Source organism: Lipingzhangella halophila (assembly GCF_014203805.1).
In the GTDB taxonomy this organism is placed as follows: domain Bacteria; phylum Actinomycetota; class Actinomycetes; order Streptosporangiales; family Streptosporangiaceae; genus Lipingzhangella; species Lipingzhangella halophila.
The window spans coordinates 917243-938087 of record NZ_JACHJT010000002.1; the positions used below are offsets into that span (position 1 = coordinate 917243).

Genomic DNA, 20845 nt, shown 5'->3' on the forward strand with positions numbered 1-20845 from the left:
TCCGGCCGTGCGAAAACCCGGTGGCCGCATCCGGACACGAAAACTGGTTTATCCACAGGGGAATTGGGCCGCTTGTTCGTTATCGATAATTTTTCGCGCTTGTCCACAGGATTTTCCACAGGGCTCCCCCGAGGACTGTGGACAAGCTGTGGGAGACGGAAGGCCCGAAACCGCACCGGGTCGCGACGCTTCGGCGGGAGCTCACTCGCTCTCGGCGAGCGAGTGAGCTCCGTTCTGCCCCACACTGGTCTCCACCCCGAGCTCGGCGCGCCGGCCCCGGATGTATCCGGCACGCGCGCCGGCGCGGTGGTGGGTTCGTTCCGGGCGGGTGGGACGCAGCTGCGGGAACCGTTGCTGGAAGTCCTCCTGCACCCGATTGACGTCGTCGCGCAGCACAAGCTCGGCGCCGCGGCTCGTGGTGTCGCCCTCCGCGGTGGCCGTCCCCGAGTCGTCGCCGGCCGCCCCTGACGGCTCTTCCCGCAGCCGGGTACGGAACTCGCGGATGCGTTCGGCGACCGCGTAGCCGTAGGCGCGAACAAAGCTGCGGTAGAACCGGTTCCGTTCGGTGGCTAGCGTCGACCGGTCGTAATTGCGCATCTCGCGCAGGTCGGAGACGTGGTTGCGGGCGGTGAGCCGCGCGGACGCCTCCATCTGCGTCATGATCGACGGCAGGAGCACGCGGAGCGAGTCGAGAGCGGAGACCGTGCCGACGATGATCAGTGTCCGCTCGGTGTTGGCAGAGGTGTTCCCGCGAACCGCCGACTGGCACCCGTAGGCGGCGGCGATTCCGGCCAGTGCCTTGACCCGTGCCTTGCCGTGCCCCCCGACCCCGGATACCGGGAAGTCCATCCGGGTAACGGACTCGGCGGCCTCGCCCCGCTGCGCTCGGGCTTCGGCCTCGGCGATGGCGTGCCGCGTCATGAGTTCGGCGGCCTTAGCGGTGAACGCCTGGCTTTCGGCGTCGGTCACCGAGGGATCCTCTGCCATGCGGAGGAGCCCTCGGACCCGCTCGACCATTTTCTGACGAGCTTCAGTTGACATAGAGCGCTTGATTGTCCCCCGTGGTGCGGCCATCCGGTTGAGTGAGCCCTGGCAATCCTAGACCCACCCTGGAACGCCGTACCTAGGCGCTCTTGTTCCCCGCGATCGAGGCGATCAGGCCCAGGATGAACCAGATTACGGCGCCCGCGCCGAGACCGACGAAGATACCGCCGAGTCCGCCACCGAATATCGACACGATCCCGATGCCGAGCCCGGCGAGGACCGCGGGACCGCTGGCCCAGCGCCACGGGTACTGCCCGGCCCAGCGTCGCGCCCGCCGGTCACCCTTGCTTCCAAGTAGCGCGCCGCCGCCGCCCGCGATGGCGAAGAAGAAGATCGCCCAGCCGAGTGGTCCGGCGATGGTGATCGCTGGCAGGGACAGCAGGAAGGAGAGTCCCCCGCCCACCACGGCGGCACCAGTGGCTATGCTCGTGGGCCACATCATCATGGCCGCGTGCACGGGCATCATCGAGTTTCCGCGCTCCAGCGTCATGTCAGCTCCTCAAATCTGGCTGGTTCATGGCTGGTGCCGCCCAGCCTCTCAAGTATTCAGGATGCCTACCGAACAGCGCACATACATCGGGGCACACCCCTGACTTACCCCTGACCTCGCGATCCGGCACCTGGAACCGGTACGCCGCTCGCGAACTTCCCGAACAGACCAACGAACGTGCCCGTCGCCGAGTGCCCGTGGCGGCTCCGCGCGGGTGAGTCCCAAATCCTGTCGTCCTTGCCACGTCCCTCCATCGTAATGCGTGGCATCTCGCAGTGGGGGGAGCCTGTGGACAGTGGGACGCACGTCCGATTGGCCGCGTGTTTGGCCGCCGCCGGCGGTGTTTCAGTGGAGCGCGGAGTCCGCAGTCCCGAGCGCGGCGTGCAGCCACTCAGGGGCCGCCGTGCCGGTCCCGCTGGCAGCGAGCCGCTGGCGCACCTCGGGGCGCGCGGTGACAACGAGAGAGCCGGGATTCCCGCCGCGTTCGTGGGCGATCTCGGCGATCCGGTCCGCCGTCCTGCCGCTCGCGGGAACAACGTCGACGCCGGGGGCCGGAGGCGGGCCGGCAACGTCGTCCCCGGTCACGAGAACGATGCGGGGGAACCACCAGTGCAGGTCGACCAGCCGGAGCCCACCGGGCAGCGCTGATGCGTCAATCCCCTCGGACGCGAGCGCGGCCAGGGTGGCGCGCAACCGGGCGGTGCCTTCGGCGCCGTCGATCCGAGCCATGTCCGGAGCGCCCGCGGTGCCCGGAACCCCCGGGTCACTGACGGACTCGGCGTCCACAATCAGGTCAAGACGCTGACTGAGCGCCTCGCGTATCTCGGGCCAGATGGTCGCGAACGCGGGCAGCAGCCGGAGCTCGGCGACCTCGTCGACGGGAACCCAGCGGATTTCGGCGCTCTCTCCGTTGCCCGCCGCGAAGACCCGGCGTTCGGCGGAACGCGCCAGGACGGTGTCGTACCTCCACACCTCGTGGTCCTGCCGGTGGACCCCATTCAGGGTGATCTCCCCGAGGTCGCCCGCGACCTCCTCACCGAACTCGCGCAACGCGGCCTGCACGGCTGACTCCGCACTGTCAATGGCCCCGCCCGGCATGCCCCAGGTATCGCCCTGGTGGCTCCACCACGACCTGTGCTGCAGCAGCACGTGGTCGGAACCGGTCGGGTCCGCGGAATGCAGCAGGAGCCCGGATGCGCCGTAGCGGCCCCAGCGCCGTGTGCCGTCGGGCAGCGTCACCCAACCGTTGCCGTCTCCTGCGCTCATCGGGCCTCCCAGCGCTGATCACGTCGTCTGGACCGACGGTAGCCGACCGCTCAAGGACGCCCGGTGAGCCGTCCGGTCCCCGGCCACGCACAACCCATGTGGCCGGATCCGGCTGGATCCGGGAGAAGGTGGGGTGCGGGGGCGGCGAACAAGGGAAAATCACGTTGGCGTAACATCGCGGACGCTGCGGATCGCTCCGTTTCGGTCTCCACCTCCCACGGTCTTTCCCTTGCCATAAGTGAAGTGAAAGCGCGGTGCAACTCGGTCTCTCTAGCGTGGTTCACATTCGGCGAGACCGGTCACCGCGGGAGGACGGCCCGCGGGCCGGTCCCGGCGATCGATCCCGGGAGGACCCCCTCCTCTCATTCGTTGAACTCCCAGGGAAGGCGGAGCCGATGCTGACTACCGAGCTGGAACACGTCGAGGAGCGGTTCGCCGAGATCGTGGCGGGTCTCGAGGCGCACGGCACCGTGTGGGCGAAAGTGGACCCGATGGAATTCGAGGGCGATGGGCCCAGTCGGGAAGAGGACCTCGAACCGTGGGACGACGGTGACGAGGACGGCGAGGATGTCGAGTTCCCCTGATCTCTGGCGGCCAACAACTGTTCGATGAGGAGTTGCGTATGGGGACGACGCTGGCCGCCGAGGACGCTTGGGTCGAGGAACGGTTCGCCGAAATCGTGGCGGGTCTCGAGGGAAGCGGCGGTCTGTGGGCGAAGATCAAGCCCATGGGCGATGACGACGAGGGCCCCAGTCGGGAAGAGGACCTCGAACCGTGGGACGACGAGGACATCCCCGACGACGGAGATGTCGAGTTTCCCTGACTGCGGCCGGACGACAACTATTCAACGAGGAGTTGCATATGGGGAGCACGCTAATCACCGAGGACATTTGGGTCGAGGAGCGTTTCGCCGAGATCGTGACCGGAATTCGGAGTGCCGCATCGGTTTCCGCCAAGATCCGGCCGATCGAGGACCCCGACGCGAGCCCGGAGCCCGAGCGCGAGAGCGAAGCACCCGGCCAGGACCGCGAGGAGTCCGAGGACGATCGGCGTGACTCACAGGACGACCGGCAGTAGGCCATGGTCTGCTGATCCGGTGGTATAGGGGCGGCGCACCCGTTCTCTTGGGAGGGGGAGGCGGGTGCGCCGACCTTGTGCTTACTTCCTGGTGGCCACAAATGGCCTTGCTACAGTGCCGTTTGTGGAATTCGGCGTTCTGGGCCCCATTACTGCCTGGGCCAACGACGAGGTGCTCCCCGTCGGAGGTCCGAGGCAGCGGTGTGTCTTGGGCGTGCTCCTCGTGGACGGGGGCAAGGAAGTCACCATCGAGCGGCTGGTCGACTATCTCTGGGACGACGACCCCCCGCGCACCGCCCGCTCGGTGATCCAGGTCCAGATATCGCACTTGCGCCGCGCGTTTCCCGAGCTCATCGAGACCACAGCCGGCGGGTATCTCGCCCGTGTCGAGCCGAGCCTCGTCGACCTGCACCGGTTCCGCGGTCTGGTCGGTGACGCGAAGAACGTGTCTGACTCCGCCGACGCGGCCGTGCTCTGGGAACGGGCACTCGGTTGCTGGCGGGGAACGCCGTTCTCCGGGATCGGGTCTGATTCCCTCTGGTACACGGTGGTCGAGCCGCTGTTGGAGGAGCGCTGGGCCGCCACGCTCGCTTGGGCGCGGTCCGTGTTCTCGCTGGGGCGGTATCAAGAGGTCATCACCCGCCTGACCCCATTGGTGCGCGAGGAGCCCTCTCGCGAGCCGTTCCACCACCTCCTCATGGCGGCTCTGCAGCGCAGTGGCCAGCGGGCGGCGGCGCTTTCGGTGTACCGCGAGATGCGCACGTATCTGGCCGAGGAGCTGGGGGTCGATCCGAACCCCGAGATCCAGGAACTGCACCAGCAGATCCTGCAAGACAACGACGGCGGTGTCCGGGGGGCGGACACGCTCCCTGGCCCTCCTCCGCGCGAGCCCGAGCCAAAAACCGAGAACGACATCGCCACCCTGGAGGGCCCACCGGAATTCGCTCCCCGCAACGACCTGCCGCGCGACATCCCCGACTTCACGGGCCGCGAGCAATCATTGTGGGAGCTGCTGCATGTGGGCCAGGAACGCGGCAGCGACGCTGCGCGCTCCGAGATCGCCGTCATCACCGGTCCCGGGGGAGCGGGCAAAACCACCCTGGCGGTGCACGCCGCCCACCGCCTGATCGATATCGATCGCTTTCCCGACGGCCAGCTCTTCATCGACCTGCACGGGTACACGGTGGATCAGGAGCCGCTGACCGCGGCGACCGCGTTGGGCAGCCTGCTGCGGGCTGTCGGGGTCGACCCGGAGGCGATCCCCGAGTCCGAGGAGGAGCGCTCGGCGCTGTGGCGGGCCATGCTCGACAGCAGGCGCGTCCTGGTCGTGCTCGACAACGCGCGCAGCTTCGCTCAGGTCAACCCGCTCCTTCCGGCGGCTCCGGGCTCGCTGACCATGGTGACGACCCGCAACGACCTACCGGGACTGAGCGGGGCCCGCTACGTGCCCCTCAAGATGTTCGGCGAGAAGTCATCGCTGCAGTTGTTCCGCAACGCGCTTGGCGACGAGCGAATCGACGTGCAAGAGGAGCACGCTCGGCGAGTCGCGCGGCTGTGCGGCGGCCTCCCCCTGGCGTTGCGGATTGTTGTGGGCCGCATGGTTACCCGGCCCCGCTGGACCTTCGACCACGTCGCGCAGCGGCTGAGTGAGAACCAGCGCAGGTTCCGGGAGCTGCGTGTTGAGGGGCAGGACGTCGAGGCCGTCTTCGAACTGTCGTACCAGAGTCTCCACGAGACCCAGCGGCGCACGTTCCTGCTGCTCGGAATGATGATCGGGGGCACCGTCGACCTGCACGGGGCGGCGGCGCTGCTCGACAGCGACCCGAGCGAGATCGACGATCCACTGCAGGAGCTGGTCAGCGTCTGCCTGCTCGAAGAGCTTGAGGCGGACCTGTTCCGGTTCCACGATCTCATCGGCCACTTCGCCTGGCAGAAGGCACGCCAAGTGCTGCCCGAGTCGGAGATCGAGGCCGCGCGCCACAGCCTGGCCGACCACTACCTGGACGTAGCCCATAAGGCGGCCCGATGGCTGGGTCCCCGGGTGCACGACTACGACCTCGGGATCCTCGCGGCATCACGGTACCGAAACGAGCTGTCGAGCCGGTCGCAGGCGATCGCGTGGTTCGAGCGGCACAAGGACAACCTCGCCTCGGCGGTGGACTACTACGCCTCTCTGGAGATCGGAGAGCAGGCGTGGCAACTGGCCGACTCGATCTGGCGGTACTACGAGTCGTTCGGCTACAGCGAACTACTGCTGTCGACCCAGGAGCGGGCGCTCGTGGTGAGCCGGGATCAGGGCAACGACCGCGGCAGCGCGGTAACCCTGATCGGGCTGGGGATCGCGCACTGCCTCGCCGGGCGCTTCGAGACCGCGCTGGAGCTGCTCAATGAGGCGCGCGACACGCTCGCGGCGCTCGGCGACCACGAAGGCGAGACCCGCGCGCACGGCAACCTGGGCATGGTCTACGAGCGCATGGGACGCTTCCGTGAGGCCATGGCCCACCTCGAGAAGATTCTCGACCATGCCGTCCAGGTCGGCGATCGGCGGACCGAGGCTCTGCAGCGGGGGAACATCGCCACCCTGTGCCAGATCTTGGGGGACTACTCGCGCGCCATCGAGCAGTCTGAGGCCGCGCTACGGATCGAGAGTGAGGGGACGGCCTGGTCACACGTCGCGGCCATGCGTGTCCTTGGTGAGGTCGCAGTTCGGCGCGGTGACTTCGACCAGGCGTTCTGTAACCTCAAGGAAGCGCTGGAACTCGCCGAGCACCTGGGCTCCCCCTCGGACGAGATCTACACGCGCAACGCTCTGGCCGTGGCGCAGCGGGAGTCGGGAGACCTGGAGAATGCTGTTGAGTCGCACTTGGCGGCCTTCGAACGCGCCGAGGAGACCGCGCAACGTAGCGCCGACGCCGAGATTCTCTATGAGTTGGGTACGACCTACGCCCGCGCTGGGCGCTACGACGAGGCGCAGGCATCGTTCGAACGGGCCCTGAAACTGGCCCAGGAACGCAAGGAGCGCTACGCCGAGGCACGTGCCCTGCTGGAGCTGGCAGTGTTGCCCTCAGGACTGGAGGAGCCGCACACCACGTGCGACCGGTTGGCAGCGGCGTACGCGACCTTCAGCGAGATCGGTGTCCCCGAAGCGGAACGCGCCCGCACCGAGCTCGAACGCCGCGACTGCCGCGCCTGACAACGGGTGGCCCAGCCGGCGCGCTCGGGGAGACGCCGGACAGCAACGCGCCCCCGAGCGAAACGAAGTTCCAGGTCACGTCGGCTTGCCGCGTTGCGGTCGCCTGCGTGCGGTGAGCGCGGCTCCGTTCCGCCGGGCCGCTTTGGGGCGGCGGTAGAGCCGACCGCGCGCGGCCTGGCGGCGCATGTCCCACATGTAGGCGTTCTTCGGCAACGTGCGCACGGCCATCGGAAGCCGCGGGTACACGGCTCGAACAACGGCGAACAGCGTGTCGAACCTCCGCTGCTGCCGCGGGCCCCACTCCAGGCCCAGCTCGTCGCGGATCCGCGGCGGGAGAAGGCCGGCGCTCAGGAAGCGCTGCATCCGGGCCAGCGGGCGCACGAGCGGGTTGGCCGGTGCGAAGAGCCCTTGGGTGATCTTCCGCGCCGTGTCGCCGACCTCGATGGAGTCGATCATCCGGGCCCAGTAGGCCTCGAAGTCGGCGCGGGTGGCCGGCCAGTGGTCCTCGGGGCAGCCCAGCGCCGTGGCGAACACGGCGGACTGCGCGTACACCTCGTCCTTGACCTTCGGGGCGAGCTCGCCGAACGTCATCTCGTACATCCGAACCCCGCTCGCGTACAGCGTGGCGGCCACCCAGACCTGCAGGTCGGGGTCGAGGCCGTGGTACCCGGGGCCGCTGATCCGCTTGTGCATCGCGCGCACGATCCGGGCGACGCGTTCCGCCTCCTCCGCCGTTCCGAAAACCAGGCCGTAGACAAACGTGAGCGTGCCGCGCAGCCGGTTGATCGGGCGCGCGGAGAAGTCGCTGTGCTCGTGGACGCCCTGGCCGACGGCCGGGTGCGCCACCTGCAGCAGGATCGCGTACCCGGCACCGCCGAGCAGCACCGCCTCGCGGTTCAACCGCCTGATCTGGGCGTCGTCGGGGAACAGCCCATTGTCCATACAACGAGCGTAGGTCGCCGATGCCGCGTACGGGAACGCGGAGCTGGTGCCACACTGGACCCATGTACCAGGAAAGGGCGTCGCACGTGGTCAGCGCCGTTGTGTGGCACGGGACCGCGACATCCCCCGCGGAGATGGGGCACCGGGTGCTGCCCGACGGCTGCATGGACCTTCTCTGGGCGGACGGCACCCTGTGGGTGGCCGGTCCGGACACCGTCGGCTACGTCGCACCGTGGCCGGAGGGTACCCGGTTCAGCGGTGTGCGCTTCAGCCCCGGCACCGCCCCACTGCTCCTCGGGGTGGCGGCGCACGAGGTTCGCGACCGGGTGCTGCCCCTCGCTGACATCGTGCCGGCGGCGCACGCGCGTCGCCTCACCGAGTTCGTCGGTCAGGCGCGCCACCGCGAGTCTGCGCTCGAAGAGATCGCCGCCGGGTGGGCCGCGCGGGCCGACCCGCCGGACCCGCGGATCCAGGAGGTCGTGCGCCTCGCGCGGGCGGGCATGCCCGTCACGGCCATGGCGGATACCGTCGGCGTGGGCGAGCGGCGGCTGCACCGTTGGTGCCGTGCCGCGTTCGGTTACGGACCGAAGACGCTGGCCAGGATCCTGCGGATGAACCGCGCGCTCACCATGGCCCGAGGCGGCACACCGCTGGCCGCCGTCGCGGCCGCGGCGGGATACGCCGACCAGGCGCACCTGGGGCGCGACTTCCGTGCTCTGGCCGATGCGCCGCCCAGTGCGCTTATTCAGTAGCGGGTTGCGGGGCGAACAGGTCGACGCCGTTGCCGTCCGGGTCGAGAACCACCGCGTAGCGCTGGCCCCAGAACGCGTCCCACGGCTCCTTGTGCCCCTTGTGCCCGGCGCGGACCAGCTCGGAGTAGACCCGGTCGACCTCCGCGGGGCTGTCGCAGGCGAATCCGAGGCTGATCCCGGGACCGCCCTGCGGCGGGGTCCAGTCGGGGTCGAAGGAGCGGACGGTCGCCACGGTGTCCCAGAGGAGACGCACCCCGCCGGGGAGTTCGGCCTCCACGTGCGGTGCGGTGTCGGAGTCCGCGGGGACGGCGACCCCGAGCCGGCGGTAGAAGGCCAGCGACTCGGCCATGTCAGCGGTAACAATGCCGACTACTGCGAATGAAGGTGTCATGCCAGCACGATAGGCATCGGGGCAGCGCGCGGTCATGAACGAATCGGACACCGGCTCCGTCGCCGGCCCCTTCTTGCTCGCTGGTCGCGGAGCCGGGGCGAGGTGTTGCCGAAGCGCGGTCTCCACTGCGATACCGTCGCCCTAAGTGGTACGCGGGCTTCGCGGGAGGTGCCTGGTCGCCTTTCTCGTGCTTGCCACGCATCGTGACCTCACGTGCTGGCGCGCCACGCGGTCAACTTCGGGTACCAGAAGGAACTCACGCCAATGCCGCAGAAGAAATTGACGGTCAATCGCTCTAGTTTCGGGCACCGCCTCTGGTACGCGGTGTGCCACCCGGAGCGGGTGCCCGCGTACGTGCGCAGGGCCGGGCGCGACGCGTGGTTGCGGCTACGCTCCCGCGACCACGTCTCGTACTACCGCGCGGTGATGAAGTCGGACACCGCGCGCAATCCGCGATCGGCGGTGGGCAGCAAGAGCGATAAAGGGTGGCAGCACCTCGGTGCCGTGCAGTTCGATTACCTGGTCAAGCACGGGCTGAACCCGGAAGACCGGATGCTGGAGATCGGCTGCGGCAATCTGCGCGCGGGGTGGCGATTCATCGAGTACCTCGAACCGGAGAACTACTACGGGATCGACATCTCGCCGGACATCCTTTTCGCGGCGCAGGAGACCGTGGCTACGAAGAAGCTGCAGGACAAGCTGCCCAGACTGACACCGGTGCGCGACCTCACCTTCTCGTTCCTGCCCGACTCGTTCTTCCGGGTCGTGCACGCGCACAGCGTCTTCTCGCACTCGCCGTTGTCGGTGATCGACCAGTGCCTGGCCAACGTCGGCCGGATCATGACCTCCGACGGCTGGTTCGACTTCACCTACGACCGCACGGAGGACCAGGAGCACCAGGTTCTGCGCGAGGACTTCTACTACCGCACCGAGACCCTTGTCGCGCTGGCGGAGAAGCACGGCCTCAAGGCCGAGTTCATGGAGGACTGGGAGCGCTCGAAGCATGGCCAGTCCAAGATCCGCGTCACGCACGCCAACCCGGCCTCCGAAGCCTGAGCGCTGTTCGTTGGCTGAGGCGACCTCTCGCGGAGCCGTGAGAGGCCGCCCCAGCAACCGCGGCGGTACTAGCTGAAGTCGAGTACGAGGCGGCCACGGGTGCCGCCCGCCTCCAGGAGCCGGTGCGCTTCGGGAGCGCGCTCCGCCGGAAGGACCTGGGCGACCCGGAGGCTGAGAACGCCGTCCTCGGCCTGGCGCGCCAGCCGGTCCAGCGCCGCTGTGTCGGTGGCGGAGTAGGCCACCATCACCGGGTGAACGGAGATACCACGCTCTGCCGGCCCGTTCCATCCCCGCACCGTCGCGATTCCGCCGCCGTCGGCGACCGCCGGGACGGCACGCTCGTTCAGCACCGCACCATCGGCGAGACCGGGAACACCCTCCGGAACGACCTCGCGGATGCGCGTGGCGACATCGTCCCCACGCTCCACAACGTCGTCGGCCCCTAGCTCATGCACCAAGGCGGTGTCGGCGGGTTTTGCGTCACCGATCACGCGCAGCCCGTCCGCCTTCGCCAACTGGATCACGTCACCGCCGAAGGCGCCCGCGGCGCCGGTGACGGCGAGCGCTTCCCCTCTGGACAGCGCGAGCGCGTCGACGGCGAGGCGAGCGGTCATGGCGTTCATCAGCAGGGTGGCAGCGGCGGAAAAGTCGGCACCCTTGGGTGCGGGCACGACCGACGCGGCGGGCACCACGATCTGCTCGGCGTAGGCGCCGTGCGCCCCGCTCGGCACTACCAGGGCCACCACCTGCTGGCCCACGGTGAGCCGATCGCCGACCCCGGGACCGAGCTGGTCGATGACCCCGGCGGCGTCCATGCCCGGTACGTACGGAGGTCGACTCTCCAGTCTCCTGGCACCCGAGCGCAGTACCGTGTCGGTCGGGTTCACCGCCGCGGCATGAACCCGAACGCGAACCTCACCCTGACCCGCCTGCGACTCCGGCAGGTCCAGCACCTCAAGTGCTTCGGGTCCTCCGAACTCTGTTACTCCCACAGCTTTCATGTCCGTGAGCAACCCGAACGGACGCACGGGGTATTCCATCTGGTGGCGCGGGCCGGCGGCAGAGCTGCACGCCGGCCCGCGCGCGGCCGGCAGCGGGGCCTGCGCTACCTGCTCGGCCTGGGTGCGTGGCCCGGGGTGTTGCGAACCACCAATGAGGTCGCTCAGGTCAACAGGCCGCACGCCCCGGGTGAAGCCGGAGCGGGCGGCGGCGAATCCGCGGCACCCGCTGGTTTTCCTTTCGGGCTCGCAACAGGCCCCGGGCTACCCGGGAATGATTTCCCGAGTGGCGTCGCGCACGACCAGGTCTCGCAGTTTCTCCCGCTCGGCCGGGGTCGGCTCGCGCACGTGCTCGGCGGCGGCGAGCAGGTCGGATTCGCGAGCGTCCGGCAGCCAGGTCGGTGCCTCGATCACGACATGGGTGTCGTCGTGCCGGGTGAGCATCTGGGGGCCGGTGGAGTAGTGCCGCAGGAGGCCGGGCCCCCGGTCCTCGCAGGTGACGTCGGTCAGGTCGGCGCAGGGGTCGTCGAAGTTCGCGTAGCCGGGGTCCGCGTAGCCGGTGACATGCAACGCGCGGGACTCCTGCCCGGTGGAGCGGTAGGTGACCTCCAGGTAGGAGTCCTTGATCGCCACGGCGCCCGCTGGTTCCCACCCCTCGCGGTCCAGCACCACCATGGAGCCGGGGAGTGTGTCGAATGCCGTGCGGGCCTCTTCCCGGCCTTCTGCCACGTACCGCGCCACCACCGTAGAAACGCTGACCACCAGGATTAGTGCGCTGATCACCGCGATGGCGCGCAACCGCCTCCTCCCGAACGAGTGGCGGACCACCTGGACGAACGTCGCCGCGCTGGTGAGAAGGGTGAGCGTCATCGCCTCAACGGGACGATCCGACCATGGCGACACGGCAGCCCACCACACGAGGCCGATCGCCGCGGGGCAGGCGAGGAGCAGCCCGATCGCCGCGGTCGCCCGGGGGCGCGGCACGCGCAGCCGGCGCAGCAACCAGGCCACCGGGAGGACGGGCACGCTGGCAGTCACGATCGACACGGCCAGAACGAGGGCGACCTCGCCGGGTTCCCAGGTCTCGGGCCTCCCGACGAAGGGCATTATGACGCCGACCAGCGGAAAGTACAGCACCACCGGCCACACGAGCCCGATGGGCACGGCCGCGGCCACCCCCGAACTCCCGGCCGGGGCCGTCCGCTGAGCGGCCTCTCCCACCCCGCCGTCCCGGTCGTTGGTTCCCTCTACCGTCATGGACACCCACCCTCCGCCGTCGCGTTCGGATGGGATGCGAGCGGCGCTGGAAAGGTTCCCGGCGCCGCGATCCGCGTTGCCGACTTCTCCGGCATCGCAGTGGTCGCCAGCACCGTGTTGGCATCGGTGGCCGAGCCGGCCGGTCTCCCCGCCAACAGGCGGGCTGGTCGCGGCCACCGGAACACAGCGAAGCCCGTGAGCCCGCTTGGCGGGCCCGCGAAAGGAGCGGAACCCGCTTCTCCGCGCCCCGGCAAGGCGGATTCACAGTGCGAGCACTCCACACAGTCCGCTAGACTGGCTCTCGTTGCCTCGGGGTGTAGCGCAGCTTGGTAGCGCGCTTCGTTCGGGACGAAGAGGTCGTGGGTTCGAATCCCGCCACCCCGACAGAGAAACGGGTGTCCACGCAGGTGGGCACCCGTTTTGTGTGTGCGGGGGTTGTGGGCTCTCAGGGGCCGGTACACATTCAGTGCACATGCTCCGTGGCGGTTGGGGTTTTGGCGCGCGCCGCAGCGGCCTTCATCCGCCCGGCGTCCACGGCGTCGGCGACCTCGTCGAGCCGGTCCGGGAATAGGTGGCCGTAGGTGTCGAGCGTCATCGTCGCGGTCGCGTGGCCGAGCATCTGCTGGACCACCTTCACGTCCGCGCCGGCCGCGATGGCGAGGGAAGCGGCGGTGTGCCGGAGCTTGTGCGGAGTCAGTCCGAGCCCGTCCAGGCCCGCGTTCTTGCGTGCGTTGTTGAACTCCCGCATGCGCCAGTTGTGGATGCGCAGCGGCGCCCCGCGTTTGGTGGTGAAGACGTAGGCGTCGGGGTCGCGCCCCTCCACCAGCGGCTTCAACTCGGGAACGAGCGACGCGGGGACGGGCACGGTGCGCCGCTCACCGGTCTTGGGGACCTCTTCGACCGCTTCGCCCTTGGCCTCGGAGAAGGTCACGGCCACGCGGATGCGCCGCCGGTCGAGATCCACGCGGGAAACGCGCAGGGCCGCCGCCTCGCTCCACCGCAGCCCGGTATAGGCGAGCAGCAGCACCAGAGCGCGGTTCACGGCTGATGCTGCCGACTTTTGGCGGTACTTGGTGCGCAGCTCCGCCGCCGCGTTGGCGAGCGTTTCCACCTGATCATAGGTGAGGTAGACGTGTTCCGCTTCGCTGGCCTTGGGGAGCTTGAGCCCTTGCGCCGGGTTGAACGGAATCCGGCGCGGCACGCACCAGCCGAGGACCATGGAGAGCACCGCGTGCGCGTGGCAGGTCTGGGACGCGCCGAGGTTGCTCCCGCCCTCGTTGCGCGGTTTCTGGAGATCGGCGATCCAGACGGCGATGTCCTCGTTGTGGATCGTGTCGAGCGGCAGTTCTCCCCACCGGCCGAGGACGTGGTTGTCCAACAGGCTCCGGTACTTCCACCAGGTGGCGCGTTTGATGTCGGTGCGCGTGGCTAGCCATTTCTCGGCCACCTCGCCGAGGGCGACCTTGGCCGCGGCCGGGTCGCGGTAGGAGCCGGCGTTGAGGCTGGATTCGAGTTCGTTCTGCCGTTTCTCGGCGTCCGGCTTCTTGCGGTAGGTGCCGCCGCTCTTCGGCCGTCCGGCGGGGTCGTAGTAGCGCACCTGCCAGTGGGCCGGAGGGTTGCGCTTGGCTGCCTTGGCCCTGGCCACGGCGTCGCGGTACCCCTGGTCGCGTGTGCGGTCGTAGATCCACACCCGAGCCATGAACGTTCCTTTCTTCTCTGCCGCTACTGCGAGCGGACCCAGGCGTGGACCTCAGCGGGGACGTACCGGAGGTACCGCCCGACACGGTGGCAGGGCGGGCCGTCGCCCTTGTAGCGCCATTCGTAGAGCGTCTTCGCTGGAACGCCGAGGAAGCCGGCGGTTTCCCGCACCGACCAGAGCTGCTTGGGGATGCTGTGGCCTTGCGTCGCGGCGGTCGTCATGCGGCCCTTTCCGGAGTAGCCGAAAGATCGTCGGATCGCTGTTGCCGAACGGCGTCGAGTTGGGCGCGGCGGTTGAGGGTTTCGCCGACCGCTCGGAGTAAGCGGTGTTCGCGTGGCGGGACGTCGGGGTCGGTGGGCCGCGCCAGCTCCCAGGCGTGGTTGCCGGAAGAGACCGACGAGAGCGCCGGAGCGGCGTTGTCGCTGGCCTCGTCGGGGTTGGCGTCGGGATCCACGCCCAGGGCGTCCAGAACCCACCGCAGCCGGTCCGCCTTGTGGTCGGCGACGGTCTTGCCGGACCACTTGCGCGAGACCAGGACGCGGCGGCCGGCGTAGCCCAGGTGTTCGCGCTTGTGGGCCTTCGAGCGGCAGAAGCCCGGAGCCATGCCCGCCTTGGCGCCGTCCGGTTGGACGCCGTAGCGCAGCCAGTTCGCACAGCGCGGGGAGCAGGGTTCGAACCGCAGGGCTTCCACGAGCCGATCAACGTGGCGCTGTTGGGTGTCGGTGGTGACCTCGTGGCAGTCGGCGATGTCCTTGGTCAGGTATTTCGCCAGGTAGCGCACGCACCGGTCGGCGTCTTCGGTGCCGGCCACGACGCCTTTGGCGTCCACTTGTGGGCCGAAGCGGACCACGTGCATGGGTTCGGCCTCAGGGTCGGCGTCGAGGGCGTCCAGGGCCTGTCCCCAGGTCGGTAGGACCTCGCCCGTGGCCGGATCCACGTAGTTGCCGGTCGCCTCGTCGAACACCGGAGGGTTCGCGTCCTCGTACACGGCCTCGTCGGCATTAGGCCACCACACCTGGTGGTAGGTGGCGGCGGCGATCTGACGCAGCTCCGCGCGCGGGATCGTGCCGCGCGTGGCCATGTGCAGGTGCGGCGCCAGGCGCCGTTGTGGTTCGACAGTGGCGAAGTACTGCACATCGAAGCCCGCCACGCGGCGAAGGTTCTGCACGAACCGGTCGATCAGCTTGGAGAAGTGCAGCGCGTCCCGCGCGGCCCGCCGGTAGTCGTAGGTCGACGGATCCACCGGGGTGCCGTCCGCCTTCACCCGCCCGTAGGTGTCGCACGTCAGCGTCACGAACAGCGACGGCCGGAAGACGCGACCCGTGGCCGGATCCTCATAGCTCCGACCGACAGTGGTCTTGGCCATCTGCCGCTTGGGAAGGTCCGGCGCGTCCTGGCGCCGCTTGGTGGAGCGCACCCGACGAGCACCACCCGACGAGGAGGAGCCCCGCGAGACCGACCCGCGCAGCCCGGATGAGGTGATCTCGGCGTCCAGGTCGGCGATGGCCTGATCAAGCGCGGCCACCTCGTCGGGGGCGGCGGCGCCCGCGTTGACGAGCCGATCCCGCTCGGCGGTCACCACGGCGCGCCGCTCGATCCACGCCCGCTGAACGTCGGACGGTTCGTCCGGCGTGACAGTCGGATCCTGCGCCAGGTGCCAACCCTCCTCGCACTGAGTCCGCCGGATCGACCGCTTGCGCCGTGCGCAGGCCGGACACCGAGACTCCAATGTGGACCCGCACGGGACGTCCACAATCTCGGTTTGGCCGGTGCTGACGTCGGTACGCCGTAGGGAGACGGGCCGGATGCACACCCCCTTATCGGCCGCGATCTGCTCGGCGACCTCACGGGCGAGTGGTTGGGCTTGCCGCTCGGCACGCGTCGTTTTCCCGGTTGGGGTGGGCATCAAAGGGCTCCCGGCTGAGAAGGCAGGATGAACGGATGAAGAGATTTCTTGTCTGGGGAAACCCGGTTGCCGCCTGCCTGTTCGGCATCCAAGCCGTATCGCGCTTCGCGCAAGAGGGGGCGACTTGGCTGACGTGGGTGGCACTGTTCGCGGCGATCTGCTTGGCGATCGCGGGCATAGGTCATTGCGTGCACCTTCGAAATCAGAAGAGCCGTCATCGCTCATCCGCCGTGCAGTCCGACCGCGGATCCGAGGGCGATCGCCCGTAGCTACCGGCCATGGCGTCGATGTGGGGGTCAGTGACGAAGGCCGCCCGCACCCGCACCGGGGCCGGGGAGCCGTCGAGCTTGACGAAGGCGATGCCCGGAAGGTCGGGGTTGATCAGGTGGGCGTTGGCACCACGGTCCCGCGCACCCTCGCCAAGGACCATGTCCACCTGGGACGCCTCGTCGAGGCGCAGCGCGATCTTGTCGGGGAACAGGTTGCGCAGGTTTATGACCTCTTTGCGCGGGTCCTGCAGCGCGGCCAGGACACAGAACCCGACCGAACGCCCCTGGCTCGTCAGGGTGGCAATCGCGTTCTCTGCACGCCGCCGGATATCCCGGTCGGGGTGGTAGGCGGTCAGGAACGCCACCTCGTCGAGGACCACCACCACAAACGGGTCGCGGGTGCTCGGTACGTGGACACGTCGCCGTCCTGCGTAGCGTTCGGCGCGTTGCTGCATCGCCGCAACGGCCGATTCGAGGAGTTCCACGGCGTCTTCCGCCGCATCGGCATACCGGGCGAACAGCGAGCGCCCGAAGGACAGCTCCATCCGCTTGGGGTCGATCGCCCACACCTCAGCGGTCCCCGCCTTCAGCGCCGGGAGCATGGCGCGGATCGCCGACCACAGCACGGAGCCTTTACCGGCGCCGGTGACCCCGACCGTGAGCACGTGGGTTCCGTGCAGCCGCAGCCGCCACGGTTCACCGTCCTCGCACCGGCCCACCGGCAGCGCCGACAAGTCCGGATCGTCGGACACCGGTAGCGCGTCGATCGGGTCGGCCAAGGTGTCGCGGCGCGGGAACTCCAGGACGAGGTCACGCGGGCCGCGCACCTCCACCCGGCAGGAGGGGGCGCCGAAGCCGTGCGCCAGCTCGGACACCCGGTTCTCGAACTCGGCCGGAGAAGTGCCGGCCACCAGCTTGACCCGCACCCGGTCCGCCCACGCCGAGCACGTTACGCCCCGGATCTGGGGGAGGTACTGGCGTTCCAGGTAGGACTCGGCGAGTCCGGAGACGACGAGGACGGGTTGCCAGTGGCGGCGGTAGATCCAGAACCGGCGCCAGGTGGCCAGTGCCCGACGCGCGACGTGGGCCTTGAACGCGTGCGGCCAGCGGCGCCACCACACCAGAAGGCCGACATCCACCACCGACCACAGCACTGCCAGCCCGAGCCATCCGGTCAGCGCGTAAGCGGCGACGGAGGCGGCAACGGCACCGACCGAGACGGGAAACTGGAGCGGCAGCAGGACGAGCATGCGCAGGAAGCGCCAGAGCCATCCGGTGAGGATGAAGATGCCCGGTGTCTCGACTACCGGAGTCGTGAAGCGGATCGCCTGAGTGGGCACGGGAGCCGTCGGCCGCTGTACCTGGGCGGCGCCCGCTTTCGAGTCACGTAGCATCACCGATCACCCCCGATCTCGGCGGCGCGGGCAGCGGCCAGCTCAGCGCGTGCGTTGTCGGCGACGGTGCGGGTTTCGGCGTCGTCGGTCTGGGCGGCGATGCGGTCGAGGATGGAGGACTTCCAGGCCAGCAGTGCCGCATTCGAGCCGGCACGGCCGTCAAAGGCGGCGTTGCGGTGGGCGCGCGCGGCGTCCATGAACTCGGCGATCTCGCGCGGGCTGACCCGCGCAGGCTGATCGGACATACTGGGAACACACCTCTTCCAGAGATTTCGCAGGTCTCGCAGGAGGGTTGAAGGGGCGGCCGTAGGTGTTGGCGCACCAGGCCGCCCCGCTTGCGTTCAGCGGACGGTCAGCCCGCGTCCTTGCCGCCGGAGGCACCGGCAGCGGCGGGAGCCTTGCGCGAGGCGGCACCGTTGCCGCCGGGGGTCTTCACGCCCCGAGCGCGCAGCGAGTACGCCACCCGTGGACGGCGCCCGGAGTCGTCCACGTAGGGCATGACCGACATCGCTTCGAACTCCACCGGCCGAAACGGCAGACCGGGCACCTCGTCGGGCAGCGTCGGGCAGTGCTCGGCGGCCACCTTCACCTTCACCGACTTGGCTTTGCCCCGCGCTTCGGGATCGGCGTCGATCACGTCCACCGCCCACAGCGGCAGGCCGGTGGTCTTGTCCATCTGCGGACGCTTGGTCTCGAAGTCAGTGATCGCTTCCACACCGAGCGCGTAGGCGCCGTGCGGGAACACGGTCTGGAACTCCACCGGCAACGCACCCTGAATCGCCATCTCTCAGCCTTTCTCAACTCTGTACATCCCCCTAGACAGTGGGGATCGTTCGCCACAGGGAGTGCTGTCTAGGGGTATGGACAGAAGATAGCGCGACAGCGAGGCGATTGTCTAGGGGGATACTCAGGCGTCGGCGTGTCCGTAGATCACGGTCGCGTCATCGCGGGTTTTGCCGCGCGGCCAGCGTTGCCCGTGAGGGTCGCTGTCCTCGACCGTGCGCACCTGCGCGATCAGCGCGGCCGGGCCGTCGGCGGCGAGGGTGTCGAGGGTGTCGCGCCAGGTGGCCAGGCCGAAGCGGTCAGCCAGCCGGGTAGCACCATCGCTGAGCAGCGCCAGGGCGTTCACCTCGTCGAGGTGCAGGCGGCCGGTGAGGGCCTCGTGGGCGGCGGTCGGGTCGGTGTTTGCGACCCAGAACCCGCCGGAGCGGTTGCGGTGTTCGGCCAGGGCGGCAACGTAGTCACGCAGCGCCTGGTCGTGCTCGGGTGTGCCGGTGGGCAGCGCATCCATGGGCTTGCGCAGTTCGGCGCCGACCACGGCTTCCCGGTCGTCGGTAATCACCTCGGGCGAGACGCCAGGCCGGTCGAGGACCAGCACGGAGTCAGCCAGCACGAGATATTCGCACTCGGTACCGTCCCACCGCAGCGCGACCACCGTGGACGAGGGCGTCTCGGCATGCTTGAGGTCGCAGGTGTCGGCGTGCAGCCGGTTCACATGCTCGATGCTGGCGGCCAGCGCCCCGGAAAGCGTGTCGTCGGAGCCCAACGCGCCCAGCAGCAGCCCGCCCAGCGTCCGGGCGTACCAGGCGACCCCGTGCACACACCCGGATGCGGTGCCGGGTGGGGTACCGGCGCCGTCCAGCAGCACGGCCGCGTTGGTGCCCACGGCGGCGAAGTCCTCGTTGGGCCGGTCGGGCTTGGCGGGGTCTGTGGCCAGAAGGAAGGGCACGGGCTAGTCCTGGTCGTGGCGGTACACAGGTGTGATCAGTTCGGAGCGCTGGGTTTGACCGGTGTCCGGGTCATAGACCGCGCGGACCAGCGCTGAGAAGCGTTCAGTACCGACCTGGCCCCACAGTGAGGCGATCTCGCCGTTGAGCAGATGGGCGACCCCGCGTGAGCCTTGGGGGTGGATTCCGGCGATGGCCAGGAACGTGCCCTGGCCGTCCGGACGGGACAGCCGACCGAGGTAGGCGACGTCCATGGATTGCTGCAGGTCCATCTCCTGGCCGGACCGGTAGCTCTGGCCGGTGCGCGTGTCATGCAGCAGCCAGAGCCCCGGTTCCGGGTTCTCCCAGCGAATGACGGGGTCGGTTGCGTAGGCGCTGCGCATGGCCTCGGACATGGCCGGTCCGCAGACCACGACGAGGTTGGGGCGGTTGAGGTCGATCTGGCCGTCCACGGTGACATGGTCGGAGACCGCTTGCATGTCGAAGGAACGCACCAGCTCTTCGAGGGCTTGGCCGGTGGCCATGTCGTCCAGCGAGAGCACAGGGCGGTCCTTGACCTGGTCATGCCGCAGCGGGGTCGCCACGGTGACCGCCCCTAGGCCGAGAAAGGCCGCTTCCGGTGCGGGACCGGTATGGCGGATCTGGTGGATACGCCCGCGGCTCAACCCGGCCTTCTCCGCGATCTGGGCATAGGACATGCCCTGAGCGTGCAGGTCCTGGATCAGGCGCCGACGCAGGCGTGAAAGCTCGGTGACCTCTTGCTGGGCCTCAGCCAGGCGCTCTGTGGCAGCGCGCAGCAGTTCGAAGGGGTCCTCGATCTCCGCTATGCGTTCGAACTGGCCCGGCATCAATGCTCCCTCGGTCACTCGGACCGAGTCTAGGACCCTAGACAGAACAGGCGAAACGTCCGCACCGGTTTCAGCGTCCACCACCCGGAAGCGCTTACGCCGTCGGGGCATGCGCGGACCAGTCATGAAGGCCCGTCAGTGACCAGCTTCGCCCACACCCGCAACCCGAACGGATCCGGCTCGAAGCCCCAGTCCTTGGACAGCGCGGCGACGATGGCCAGCCCGCGTCCGTGATCCTCGACGGCGCCGAGGTCGGTCGGCGGCCGGGCGACAGGCATGGAGTCCCCACCGAGGTCGACCACGGCGACCTGTACCAAGGCAGGTTCCCGGTCGACATAGACGACGAAGGGACCGCACCACTCGCCACTCAGCGAGTGCTGGACAGCGTTGGTGGCCAACTCGCTTACGACGAGCTCGGCCGGATCGGCTAAAGGATGGCCGTCCATGACCGCGCGGGTGAAGGCACGCGCATGGGCGACTTCGGTCGGTAGACCGGGGAACATGCGGGACCAACTGACCATCGCGATCACCACCGT

22 protein-coding genes and 1 tRNA gene are annotated in these 20845 nt (G+C 69.0%); 7 read left to right on the forward strand and 16 right to left on the reverse strand.

Features of this window, described 5'->3' with window-relative positions; translation table 11 throughout:
* Positions 1–201: 201 nt before the first annotated feature.
* The 3 genes from F4561_RS31295 to F4561_RS31305 form a co-directional block, all read right to left on the reverse strand.
* On the reverse strand, positions 202–1017 hold the full coding sequence (locus F4561_RS31295; RefSeq protein WP_376773832.1) for a DUF2786 domain-containing protein: 816 nt from the start codon (positions 1015–1017) through the stop codon (positions 202–204).
* A gap of 106 nt (positions 1018–1123) precedes the next feature.
* Complete coding sequence (locus F4561_RS31300) at positions 1124–1534, reverse strand: hypothetical protein (protein WP_184585272.1); 411 nt, start codon at positions 1532–1534, stop codon at positions 1124–1126.
* A gap of 345 nt (positions 1535–1879) precedes the next feature.
* The gene (locus F4561_RS31305; protein ID WP_184585273.1) at positions 1880–2800 is read right to left on the reverse strand and encodes an NUDIX hydrolase; all 921 of its coding nucleotides are present in this window, start codon (positions 2798–2800) and stop codon (positions 1880–1882) included.
* Between the two features lie 395 nt (positions 2801–3195).
* On the opposite strand from F4561_RS31305, the gene F4561_RS31310 reads away from it, so the two are divergent.
* The 4 genes from F4561_RS31310 (at position 3196) to F4561_RS31325 (ending at position 7070) form a co-directional block, all read left to right on the forward strand.
* The gene (locus tag F4561_RS31310; RefSeq protein ID WP_184585274.1) at positions 3196–3384 is read left to right on the forward strand and encodes a hypothetical protein; all 189 of its coding nucleotides are present in this window, start codon (positions 3196–3198) and stop codon (positions 3382–3384) included.
* Between the two features lie 38 nt (positions 3385–3422).
* On the forward strand, positions 3423–3623 hold the full coding sequence (locus tag F4561_RS31315; RefSeq protein WP_184585275.1) for a hypothetical protein: 201 nt from the start codon (positions 3423–3425) through the stop codon (positions 3621–3623).
* Between the two features lie 38 nt (positions 3624–3661).
* The gene (locus tag F4561_RS31320; protein WP_184585276.1) at positions 3662–3877 is read left to right on the forward strand and encodes a hypothetical protein; all 216 of its coding nucleotides are present in this window, start codon (positions 3662–3664) and stop codon (positions 3875–3877) included.
* Positions 3878–4001: 124 nt separating this feature from the next.
* Positions 4002–7070 carry an AfsR/SARP family transcriptional regulator gene (locus F4561_RS31325; RefSeq protein ID WP_184585277.1) on the forward strand — a complete coding sequence of 1023 codons (3069 nt, stop codon included), beginning with the start codon at positions 4002–4004 and terminating at the stop codon, positions 7068–7070.
* A gap of 75 nt (positions 7071–7145) precedes the next feature.
* On the opposite strand, the gene F4561_RS31330 is transcribed toward F4561_RS31325, so the two are convergent.
* Positions 7146–8012 carry an oxygenase MpaB family protein gene (locus tag F4561_RS31330; RefSeq protein ID WP_184585278.1) on the reverse strand — a complete coding sequence of 289 codons (867 nt, stop codon included), beginning with the start codon at positions 8010–8012 and terminating at the stop codon, positions 7146–7148.
* 62 nt (positions 8013–8074) lie between these two features.
* Here F4561_RS31330 and F4561_RS31335 point away from each other — a divergent pair, with 62 nt between their 5' ends.
* The gene (locus F4561_RS31335) at positions 8075–8764 is read left to right on the forward strand and encodes a helix-turn-helix domain-containing protein (RefSeq protein WP_184585279.1); all 690 of its coding nucleotides are present in this window, start codon (positions 8075–8077) and stop codon (positions 8762–8764) included.
* Here F4561_RS31335 and F4561_RS31340 read toward each other — a convergent pair.
* Positions 8754–9155: a VOC family protein gene (locus F4561_RS31340; RefSeq protein WP_184585280.1), complete on the reverse strand. Its 402-nt coding sequence runs from the start codon at positions 9153–9155 to the stop codon at positions 8754–8756. The genes F4561_RS31335 and F4561_RS31340 overlap by 11 nt on opposite strands.
* Positions 9156–9419: 264 nt before the next feature.
* Between F4561_RS31340 and F4561_RS31345 the strand changes: the two genes are divergently transcribed.
* The gene (locus tag F4561_RS31345; RefSeq protein WP_184585281.1) at positions 9420–10211 is read left to right on the forward strand and encodes a class I SAM-dependent methyltransferase; all 792 of its coding nucleotides are present in this window, start codon (positions 9420–9422) and stop codon (positions 10209–10211) included.
* Between the two features lie 68 nt (positions 10212–10279).
* Here the strand turns inward: F4561_RS31345 and F4561_RS31350 are convergent, their stop codons facing one another.
* Together F4561_RS31350 and F4561_RS31355 are read right to left on the reverse strand one after the other, a co-directional pair.
* Positions 10280–11212: a quinone oxidoreductase family protein gene (locus F4561_RS31350; RefSeq protein WP_184585282.1), complete on the reverse strand. Its 933-nt coding sequence runs from the start codon at positions 11210–11212 to the stop codon at positions 10280–10282.
* Between the two features lie 261 nt (positions 11213–11473).
* Positions 11474–12466 carry a hypothetical protein gene (locus F4561_RS31355; protein ID WP_184585283.1) on the reverse strand — a complete coding sequence of 331 codons (993 nt, stop codon included), beginning with the start codon at positions 12464–12466 and terminating at the stop codon, positions 11474–11476.
* Positions 12467–12776: 310 nt separating this feature from the next.
* On the opposite strand from F4561_RS31355, the gene F4561_RS31360 reads away from it, so the two are divergent.
* A tRNA-Pro gene (locus tag F4561_RS31360) sits at positions 12777–12850 on the forward strand.
* A 79-nt stretch (positions 12851–12929) separates the two neighbouring features.
* On the opposite strand, the gene F4561_RS31365 is transcribed toward F4561_RS31360, so the two are convergent.
* The 9 genes from F4561_RS31365 to F4561_RS31405 all read right to left on the reverse strand — a co-directional run bounded on the left by F4561_RS31365 (position 12930) and on the right by F4561_RS31405 (position 20830).
* The gene (locus F4561_RS31365) at positions 12930–14165 is read right to left on the reverse strand and encodes a tyrosine-type recombinase/integrase (protein WP_184585284.1); all 1236 of its coding nucleotides are present in this window, start codon (positions 14163–14165) and stop codon (positions 12930–12932) included.
* Between the two features lie 23 nt (positions 14166–14188).
* Positions 14189–14386 carry a helix-turn-helix transcriptional regulator gene (locus tag F4561_RS31370; RefSeq protein ID WP_184585285.1) on the reverse strand — a complete coding sequence of 66 codons (198 nt, stop codon included), beginning with the start codon at positions 14384–14386 and terminating at the stop codon, positions 14189–14191.
* Positions 14383–16071, reverse strand: coding sequence for a replication initiator (locus F4561_RS31375; protein WP_184585286.1), 1689 nt, complete (start codon positions 16069–16071; stop codon positions 14383–14385). The genes F4561_RS31370 and F4561_RS31375 overlap by 4 nt, the downstream gene beginning before the upstream one ends.
* A gap of 214 nt (positions 16072–16285) precedes the next feature.
* Entirely contained in the window at positions 16286–17734 is a 1449-nt protein-coding gene (locus tag F4561_RS31380) for an FtsK/SpoIIIE domain-containing protein (RefSeq protein ID WP_184585287.1), read from the reverse strand.
* Entirely contained in the window at positions 17734–17979 is a 246-nt protein-coding gene (locus F4561_RS31385) for a hypothetical protein (RefSeq protein ID WP_184585288.1), read from the reverse strand. The genes F4561_RS31380 and F4561_RS31385 overlap by 1 nt, the downstream gene beginning before the upstream one ends.
* A gap of 107 nt (positions 17980–18086) precedes the next feature.
* Complete coding sequence (locus F4561_RS31390) at positions 18087–18518, reverse strand: plasmid replication, integration and excision activator (RefSeq protein WP_184585289.1); 432 nt, start codon at positions 18516–18518, stop codon at positions 18087–18089.
* A gap of 123 nt (positions 18519–18641) precedes the next feature.
* Positions 18642–19463, reverse strand: a complete 822-nt coding sequence (locus F4561_RS31395) for a protein phosphatase 2C domain-containing protein (protein WP_184585290.1) — start codon at positions 19461–19463, stop codon at positions 18642–18644.
* A gap of 3 nt (positions 19464–19466) precedes the next feature.
* Positions 19467–20327 (reverse strand): sigma-70 RNA polymerase sigma factor region 4 domain-containing protein, encoded by an 861-nt coding sequence (locus F4561_RS31400; RefSeq protein ID WP_312885741.1) that lies wholly within the window; start codon positions 20325–20327, stop codon positions 19467–19469.
* A 104-nt stretch (positions 20328–20431) separates the two neighbouring features.
* Positions 20432–20830 (reverse strand): ATP-binding protein, encoded by a 399-nt coding sequence (locus tag F4561_RS31405; RefSeq protein ID WP_184585291.1) that lies wholly within the window; start codon positions 20828–20830, stop codon positions 20432–20434.
* Positions 20831–20845: the final 15 nt, after the last annotated feature.

Coding starts and splice junctions, on each gene's coding strand:
- F4561_RS31300 (WP_184585272.1), bottom strand. CDS start 1,534: ATGACGCTGGAGCGCGGAAACTCGATGATGCCCGTGCACGCGGCCATG.
- F4561_RS31390 (WP_184585289.1), bottom strand. CDS start 18,518: ATGGCGATTCAGGGTGCGTTGCCGGTGGAGTTCCAGACCGTGTTCCCG.
- F4561_RS31380 (WP_184585287.1), bottom strand. CDS start 17,734: ATGCTACGTGACTCGAAAGCGGGCGCCGCCCAGGTACAGCGGCCGACG.
- F4561_RS31385 (WP_184585288.1), bottom strand. CDS start 17,979: ATGTCCGATCAGCCTGCGCGGGTCAGCCCGCGCGAGATCGCCGAGTTC.
- F4561_RS31375 (WP_184585286.1), bottom strand. CDS start 16,071: ATGCCCACCCCAACCGGGAAAACGACGCGTGCCGAGCGGCAAGCCCAA.
- F4561_RS31310 (WP_184585274.1), top strand. CDS start 3,196: ATGCTGACTACCGAGCTGGAACACGTCGAGGAGCGGTTCGCCGAGATC.
- F4561_RS31405 (WP_184585291.1), bottom strand. CDS start 20,830: ATGGTCAGTTGGTCCCGCATGTTCCCCGGTCTACCGACCGAAGTCGCC.
- F4561_RS31340 (WP_184585280.1), bottom strand. CDS start 9,155: ATGACACCTTCATTCGCAGTAGTCGGCATTGTTACCGCTGACATGGCC.
- F4561_RS31350 (WP_184585282.1), bottom strand. CDS start 11,212: ATGAAAGCTGTGGGAGTAACAGAGTTCGGAGGACCCGAAGCACTTGAG.
- F4561_RS31320 (WP_184585276.1), top strand. CDS start 3,662: ATGGGGAGCACGCTAATCACCGAGGACATTTGGGTCGAGGAGCGTTTC.
- F4561_RS31355 (WP_184585283.1), bottom strand. CDS start 12,466: ATGACGGTAGAGGGAACCAACGACCGGGACGGCGGGGTGGGAGAGGCC.
- F4561_RS31335 (WP_184585279.1), top strand. CDS start 8,075: ATGTACCAGGAAAGGGCGTCGCACGTGGTCAGCGCCGTTGTGTGGCAC.
- F4561_RS31305 (WP_184585273.1), bottom strand. CDS start 2,800: ATGAGCGCAGGAGACGGCAACGGTTGGGTGACGCTGCCCGACGGCACA.
- F4561_RS31330 (WP_184585278.1), bottom strand. CDS start 8,012: ATGGACAATGGGCTGTTCCCCGACGACGCCCAGATCAGGCGGTTGAAC.
- F4561_RS31370 (WP_184585285.1), bottom strand. CDS start 14,386: ATGACGACCGCCGCGACGCAAGGCCACAGCATCCCCAAGCAGCTCTGG.
- F4561_RS31295 (WP_376773832.1), bottom strand. CDS start 1,017: ATGGTCGAGCGGGTCCGAGGGCTCCTCCGCATGGCAGAGGATCCCTCG.
- F4561_RS31365 (WP_184585284.1), bottom strand. CDS start 14,165: ATGGCTCGGGTGTGGATCTACGACCGCACACGCGACCAGGGGTACCGC.
- F4561_RS31315 (WP_184585275.1), top strand. CDS start 3,423: ATGGGGACGACGCTGGCCGCCGAGGACGCTTGGGTCGAGGAACGGTTC.
- F4561_RS31345 (WP_184585281.1), top strand. CDS start 9,420: ATGCCGCAGAAGAAATTGACGGTCAATCGCTCTAGTTTCGGGCACCGC.